5 protein-coding genes are annotated in these 7,526 nt (G+C 42.1%); 4 read left to right on the forward strand and 1 reads right to left on the reverse strand.

The annotated features are described in order from the left end of the window. The first annotated feature begins 39 nt into the window (after positions 1 to 39). Complete coding sequence (gene acnD / locus CWB80_RS19995) at positions 40 to 2,631, forward strand: Fe/S-dependent 2-methylisocitrate dehydratase AcnD (RefSeq protein WP_138600116.1); 2,592 nt, start codon at positions 40 to 42, stop codon at positions 2,629 to 2,631. Between the two features lie 3 nt (positions 2,632 to 2,634). Next, positions 2,635 to 3,804: a 2-methylaconitate cis-trans isomerase PrpF gene (gene prpF, locus CWB80_RS20000; RefSeq protein WP_138600117.1), complete on the forward strand. Its 1,170-nt coding sequence runs from the start codon at positions 2,635 to 2,637 to the stop codon at positions 3,802 to 3,804. Positions 3,805 to 3,844: 40 nt separating this feature from the next. Here prpF and CWB80_RS20005 read toward each other — a convergent pair whose 3' ends face one another. Further along, the gene (locus tag CWB80_RS20005) at positions 3,845 to 4,753 is read right to left on the reverse strand and encodes a substrate-binding periplasmic protein (protein WP_138600118.1); all 909 of its coding nucleotides are present in this window, start codon (positions 4,751 to 4,753) and stop codon (positions 3,845 to 3,847) included. A gap of 194 nt (positions 4,754 to 4,947) precedes the next feature. Here CWB80_RS20005 and CWB80_RS20010 point away from each other — a divergent pair, with 194 nt between their 5' ends. Then, positions 4,948 to 6,894 (forward strand): glycoside hydrolase family 97 protein, encoded by a 1,947-nt coding sequence (locus tag CWB80_RS20010; RefSeq protein WP_138600119.1) that lies wholly within the window; start codon positions 4,948 to 4,950, stop codon positions 6,892 to 6,894. Positions 6,895 to 7,087: 193 nt separating this feature from the next. Next, positions 7,088 to 7,402 carry a DMT family transporter gene (locus CWB80_RS20015; RefSeq protein ID WP_054554730.1) on the forward strand — a complete coding sequence of 105 codons (315 nt, stop codon included), beginning with the start codon at positions 7,088 to 7,090 and terminating at the stop codon, positions 7,400 to 7,402. Positions 7,403 to 7,526 lie beyond the last annotated feature (124 nt).

Below are 7,526 nucleotides of genomic sequence, written 5' to 3' on the forward strand. Positions count from 1 at the left end.
CACCTTTGTTCACCGTCACCAAGTACAAGTAGAATCATCATGAATACAAATTTTAGAAAACCATTAGCAGGCACCGGCGTTGATTACTTTGATACTCGCGCTGCTGTTGATGCAATTAAACCGGGCAGCTATGCCACACTTCCTTATACATCGCGAGTACTTGCCGAAAACTTAGTTCGTCGTTGTGACCCTGAAATGCTAAATGATGCACTGTCGCAATTGATTAACCGCAAGCGTGATTTAGATTTTCCATGGTTTCCTGCGCGCGTTGTGTGTCACGATATCTTAGGTCAAACAGCGTTAGTTGATTTAGCAGGCCTACGTGATGCCATTGCTGCAAAAGGCGGCGATCCTGCAAAAGTAAACCCCGTGGTACCAACTCAGTTAATTGTTGACCACTCATTAGCGGTTGAACACGCAGGTTTTGAACCTGACGCATTTGAAAAAAATCGTGCTATTGAAGACCGTCGTAACGATGACCGATTCCACTTTATTAATTGGACGAAAACAGCATTTAAAAATATTGATGTGATCCCGCCGGGTAACGGCATAATGCATCAAATCAATTTAGAGAAAATGTCGCCTGTGATCCAAAAACGTGACGGCGTGGCATTCCCAGATACATTAGTTGGTACAGATAGCCACACACCTATGGTCGATGCATTAGGTGTTATTGCAGTCGGTGTAGGTGGTCTTGAAGCTGAAAGCGTGATGCTTGGCCGTGCATCTTACATGCGTTTACCTGATATTGTGGGTGTCGAGCTTAAAGGCAAGCCACAACCGGGTATTACTGCAACCGATATCGTATTAGCGATCACCGAATTTTTACGTAATGAAAGAGTTGTATCGACCTACCTTGAGTTTTATGGCGAAGGTGCCGATGCACTTACATTAGGCGATAGAGCAACTATTTCTAATATGACGCCGGAGTTTGGCGCAACAGCTGCGATGTTTTACATTGATGACAACACGCTTGATTATCTACGTTTAACAGGCCGTGAAGAAGAGCAAGTTAAACTCGTCGAAACTTACGCAAAAGAAACTGGCCTTTGGAGTGATAGCCTTAAAACGGCAGAATATGAGCGTGTGTTAACCTTTGATTTATCATCAGTTGGTCGCAATATTGCGGGCCCTTCAAATCCACATCGCCGTGTTGCAACAAGCGAACTTGATAAAGCGGGTATCACTGGCGTTGTTGAGAATGAAGAAGGCTTAATGCCAGATGGTGCCTGTATCATTGCTGCAATCACAAGTTGTACGAATACCAGTAACCCTCGTAACGTTATTGCTGCAGGTTTACTTGCGCGTAATGCTAACGCTAAAGGTTTAACTCGAAAGCCATGGGTTAAAACATCACTGGCACCGGGTTCTAAAGCGGTTAAGTCTTACTTAGAAGAAGCAAACTTATTACCTGAGCTTGAACAACTAGGCTTTGGTATCGTTGCCTTTGCATGTACAACCTGTAACGGCATGAGTGGTGCGCTTGATCCAAAAATTCAGCAAGAAGTGATTGACCGCGACTTATACGCAACCGCTGTACTTTCGGGTAACCGTAACTTCGATGGTCGTATTCATCCTTATGCTAAACAAGCATTCTTAGCTTCACCGCCGCTGGTTGTTGCTTATGCTATCGCCGGTACTATTCGTTTTGATATCGAAAAAGATGTATTAGGACATGATCAACAAGGTAACGAAATTCGTCTTATGGATTTATGGCCATCAGATGAAGAAATTGATGCAGTGATCAAACAAAGTGTTAAACCTGAACAATTTAAAAAGGTTTACGAGCCAATGTTTGACTTAAGTGTAGATTACGGTGAAGACAACGATCCACTTTACCAATGGCGTCCACAAAGTACCTATATACGCCGTCCTCCTTATTGGGAAGGTGCATTAGCGGGTGAACGCTCTCTGAGTGATATGCGTGCATTAGCTGTGTTGGGCGACAACATCACTACTGACCACTTATCACCTTCGAATGCGATTTTAGCGTCAAGTGCTGCTGGTGAATACCTGGCTAAAATGGGTCTCCCAGAAGAAGATTTTAACTCCTATGCTACTCACCGAGGTGACCATTTAACAGCACAGCGTGCTACATTCGCTAACCCTAAGTTATTGAATGAAATGGTTAAAGAAAATGGTGAAGTGAAGCAAGGTTCATATGCTCGCATTGAACCAGAAGGCAAAGTGACGCGTATGTGGGAAGCTATCGAAACCTACATGGAGCGCAAACAACCGCTTATCATTGTAGCTGGTGCCGATTATGGTCAAGGTTCGTCACGAGACTGGGCTGCAAAAGGTGTTCGCTTAGCTGGTGTTCAAGTGATTGCAGCAGAAGGCTTTGAGCGTATTCACCGCACTAACTTAATTGGTATGGGTGTATTACCGCTTGAGTTTAAAGCAGGTACTACGCGAACTACGCTAGGTATTGATGGTAGTGAGAGTTTTAGTGTTAAAGGTGAGCCAACACCAGGCGCAACACTGACATTAGTTATTACCCGTGCCAATGGTGAAATCGTTGAAGTACCAATGACGTGCCGTTTAGATACAGCTGAAGAAGTGTCAATATATTCAGCGGGTGGTGTACTGCAACGTTTCGCGCAAGATTTCTTAGAATCTGAGGAGCACTAAGCAATGGCATTTAAACCACAAATTAAGGTGCCAGCGACCTATATGCGTGGCGGCACCAGTAAAGGGGTGTTCTTTAACTTAACTGATTTACCTGAGCCTGCCCAAGTGGCAGGTGAGGCGCGCGATAACCTGTTATTACGTGTGATTGGCAGTCCCGATCCTTACCAAAAACAAACTGATGGTATGGGCGGTGCAACCTCGAGTACCAGTAAGACGGTAATATTATCAAAAAGCGCGAAACCTGATCACGATGTTGATTATCTATTTGGTCAAGTGGCTATCGATAAAGCGTTCGTTGATTGGAGTGGTAACTGTGGCAATTTAACTTCAGCAGTCGGGGCCTTTGCTGTGTCGAATGGTCTTGTTGATGCCAGCAAAATTCCAGACAACGGCGTTGTCGAAGTTAAAGTTTGGCAAGTCAATATTAGTAAAACCATTATAGTACATGTGCCAATTACTAAAGGCGAAGTGCAAGAAACAGGTGATTTTGAGCTTGATGGCGTGACCTTTCCAGCCGCTGAAGTAAAACTTGAATTTATGGACCCTGCAGATGGCGAAGGGGCCTTATTCCCAACAGGTAACTTAGTCGATGAGCTAGAAGTGCCGGGTATTGGTATGTTGTCTGCAACGATGATCAATGCGGGTATTCCGACAGTTTTCATTAACGCCAGTGAAGTTGGTTATGATGGCACAGAGCTGCAAGAAGCTATTAACGGTGATGCATCGGCACTTGAAAAGTTAGAAACGATTCGTGCCTATGGGGCGTTGAAAATGGGGCTAATTTCTCATATTGATGAAGCAAAGGCACGCCAACATACGCCAAAAGTAGCTTGGGTTGCACCTGCTAAAACGTATCACGCATCAAGCGGTAAAGTTGTAAATGAAACCGATATTGATTTAGTGGTACGTGCTATGTCGATGGGTAAATTGCACCATGCTATGATGGGCACCGCTGCGGTAGCAATAGGTACTGCAGCTGCCATACCTGGAACGTTAGTAAATCTTGCGGCAGGCGGTGGTGAGCGACAAGAGGTAAACTTTGGTCATCCTTCTGGCACTTTAAAAGTCGGCGCTGCTGCAACACTTGTTGATGGCAATTGGCAAGTCACTAAAGCAAGTATGAGCCGAAGTGCGCGTGTGTTGATGGAAGGCTGGGTTAGAGTGCCCGAGTAGTACTCAATCGCGTACTGATATAATCAAAATAAAGCGGCGGTTACGCCGCTTTGTCTGATCCGTAGCACTGTTGTTTCATTCTTTCAATATATTCATCAAACTTGCCGCTTTGTTGCATCAGTTCAATTTCATCATTTAAATCTTGTAAAACTTTTTGCCAGTGCGGCGTTGATTTACTAATAGAATAATAAAGCGGTTTGTATTCAAGCTTTGGTTCTAGCGCGACCAGTGATTCTAAAATTTGTCGTTTGCCGCTAATTGATAATTCAGACTTATAAACACTGGCTTTAAGAACTTCAAGGTCCGCCACAATCAGACTTACTCGATTACTTAGTAGAAGATGGATTAACTGGTATTCATTATTTGCGACGATTGTATCGATTTCTTTATTATCAATCATAGCATCGAGTTTTTTGGTGTTTTTATAAGAGCGGACTACACCAATAGGTAAATTCTCAACTGATTTTAAATCACCATTGAAAGGGATTTGATTTCCTTTTAACGCCACGAATGATAGATCTCCACCAGGTATTTCATGACTTAAAGCAAGTAAATTGTTGCGAGTTTTACTAAGAAAATTATCTGATACAACATCATCTTCAATGAAGTACTCAGGAAAAAGAATATCAGCGCGCCCTAATTCAGCTTCTCTAACGGCACGCGCCCATGGGTAGAAACCAATGTGTATGCCATAACCTTTTTCAAGAAGTGAGCTGACAGTAAATTGATAGAGCCAGCCCTTGTTACACAAGTTTTCGTCAATATAAGGAGGCCAATCTAAAGTGACGAGCTTTAAAACATGTTTGGCACTTAGGTTATAACCGTATCCGCCGTTGAAACGCACCGCTTCTTCAGTGACGATTTCACCATTTTTTTCAAAACTAACAGGTGTTAGACCCGCAAGGGCTTGATATGAGGCGAATAAAAAGAACACTGTTAATAGTTTCATAAATTGTTTAAGTTTTTGTTATTTATCTAAAGCTTAGCCTTTTGCCGTAAATATACAACCTAGGAACTGTAACAATATTTAACGAATGGAGTACATTTTTCGATCACAGCTTATAGTTGTAGACTTGAGTGACAAAAAGTTTACATTTGTATTATGATATCACCTAATGCTTTTACAGCTTAAGGATAACAACAATGATAAAACTAAGTCTCTATATATCACTTCTCACAAGCTCTATGCTTGCTCACGCACAATTACCGCTTAGCGTTACAAGCCCTGATGGACAAATAACTGTAAAACTCGAAAAACAACAAAACCAGCTTGTTTATAGCGTAAATTATGGCAAGCAGGTTTTTTTGCAGCAATCAAAGCTTGGTTTAAATACCAACCTAGGTGATTTTTCACAAAGCCTCAAATATAAAAGCCATACAACTGCTTCAGTCAATGAAAGCTATAAACTGCATAATGCGAAGGTAAGTGACGTAAATTACACAGCGAATACACTCAAAGCGCAATTTGAAAACCAAGACGGCAGAATACTTGGCGTCGAGTTTAATGTGTCTGATAGCGATGTTGCATTTCGTTATCAGATATCGGGAGCTGAAACAGATACCCGTATCAAGGTGTTAGCTGAATACAGTGCTTTTAACCTACCAGATAATGCAACTACATTTATAAGCCCACAAGCCTTACCTGAAACGGGCTGGATGCAAACAAAACCAAGTTACGAAGAGCCTTACACCTTTAACGAAGCCCTTGGAACACCGTCAGCGAATGGCGTGGGTAATACCTTTCCTGCATTATTTAAAAATAGCGATAAAGGTTGGCTTTTAATTTCAGAAACCGGTGTTGATAGCCATTATGTTGGCTCAAAATTAAGCGAAGGCACGAAAGACGGTGTATATCGTATTTCATTTCCTCAGGCCGGTGAAAACAATGGCATTGGTGCAACTTATGCCGCTATGGCAATGCCAGCAACCACACCTTGGCGTACCATCACGTTAGGAACAAGTTTAAAACCAATTGTTGAATCAACCGTGGCATTTGATTTGGTTAAACCACTTTATCAAGCAAGTCAAAATTATAAAATGGGTCGATCAACATGGAGCTGGATTGTTTGGCAAGACCCAAGTATCAACTACGATGACCAAATCAAATTTATTGACTTAGCTGCATCATTAAATTTTGAATATGTATTAATCGACAATTGGTGGGATAAAAACATTGGCCGCGAGAGAATGGCTGAATTGGTTAAGTACGCCAATGGAAAGGGCGTTGATGTTATTTTGTGGTACAACTCAAATGGCTGGTGGAATGATGCACCACAGACCCCACAAAATAGAATGAACAGTGCACCTGCACGTCGAAATGAAATGGCGTGGCTGCAAAGCATTGGTGTAAAAGGGCTGAAAGTAGACTTTTTTGGTGGTGATAAACAAGAAACCATTAAACTGTATGAAGATATTCTTACAGATGCAAATCAGTATGGTTTAGTGATCACCTTTCATGGCAGCACCATCCCGCGTGGCTGGGAAAGAATGTATCCTAACTTCGTCACTTCTGAAGCGGTACTGGCATCGGAGAACCTTGTTTTTCATCAAAATTCGTTAGATTTACATGCCTATAACGCGACTATTTTACCATTCACTCGTAATGCTATTGGCGCTATGGATTTTGCCCCTGTGTTTTTAAACAAACGCTTATCGCAAGATCAAACAGTCGGCACTATTCGTAAAACCACAGATACATTTGAACTGGCAACAGGTGTGCTTTATCAATCACCAGTGCAACATTTTGGGCTGACGCCAAATAACCTTGCAGAGCAACCCCAATTTGTTATTGATACTTTAAAGGCGATGCCAACGGTATGGGATGAAACACGTTATATTGCAGGTCAACCGGGTCAAGATGTAACGATCGCAAGGCGTCATCAACAAACATGGTGGGTAGCAGCCGTGAATGGTGAAAATAAAACCAAAAAATTCGATATCGATTTACCTATGTTAGCGGGTAAAAAAATCACCCTGTTGTTTGATAAAAAAGATGGCAGCGCTGGTACTAAGCAAGTCACAGTAAGTAACAGTGGCAAGTTAACCTTAAACTTATTAGCTCAAGGTGGCGCACTGATTATTGGTCGCTAACTGTGAGTTTATAGGCGACGAATAAAAGCCAAGTATAAAAAAGCGAGCAGATTGCTCGCTTTTTTATGGCTATAGTTGCCTTGGTAATTTGGGCGTGCTAAATTGCGCCGTGTGTGGTGATGTTCTACACCGCTTTAAGGACGACCTTAAAGTTGTAATTAAATTCGGGGACGACCCCATAAAGAGGTCGACCATGAATTGGATCCTACTTATTGCTGCTGGCTTACTTGAAGTCGCTTGGGCTTATGGCTTAAAACAATCAGACGGTTTTACAAAACCCCTCATTTCATTCTTTACAATCTTAACCATGGCTGCCAGCTTTTATTGCTTAAGTGTGGCGCTCAAATCATTACCACTTAGTTTGGCTTATGCGGTTTGGGTTGGTATCGGCGTTATTGGCTCAGCAATAATAGGCATGACACTATTAGCTGAAGGCGTAAGTCTATTAAAAATAGCCAGCTTGCTACTGATCGCCCTTGGCATTATTGGTTTGAAACTCGCCAATTAATAAATTTTTTACTGCTCCTACTCAGTTTCATAACGTTAATTCAGGGTATGAGACTGAGAGCAAACGATTGAAGCAGTCGTGCGTTAAACAACTGAACTACATATTTTAAATTTGGAACATTAAG

The sequence above is a fragment of the Pseudoalteromonas sp. S1650 genome (assembly GCF_005887195.1).
GTDB classification, from domain to species: Bacteria; Pseudomonadota; Gammaproteobacteria; order Enterobacterales; family Alteromonadaceae; genus Pseudoalteromonas; species Pseudoalteromonas simplex.

Coding starts and splice junctions, on each gene's coding strand:
- acnD (WP_138600116.1), top strand. CDS start 40: ATGAATACAAATTTTAGAAAACCATTAGCAGGCACCGGCGTTGATTAC.
- prpF (WP_138600117.1), top strand. CDS start 2,635: ATGGCATTTAAACCACAAATTAAGGTGCCAGCGACCTATATGCGTGGC.
- CWB80_RS20005 (WP_138600118.1), bottom strand. CDS start 4,753: ATGAAACTATTAACAGTGTTCTTTTTATTCGCCTCATATCAAGCCCTT.
- CWB80_RS20010 (WP_138600119.1), top strand. CDS start 4,948: ATGATAAAACTAAGTCTCTATATATCACTTCTCACAAGCTCTATGCTT.
- CWB80_RS20015 (WP_054554730.1), top strand. CDS start 7,088: ATGAATTGGATCCTACTTATTGCTGCTGGCTTACTTGAAGTCGCTTGG.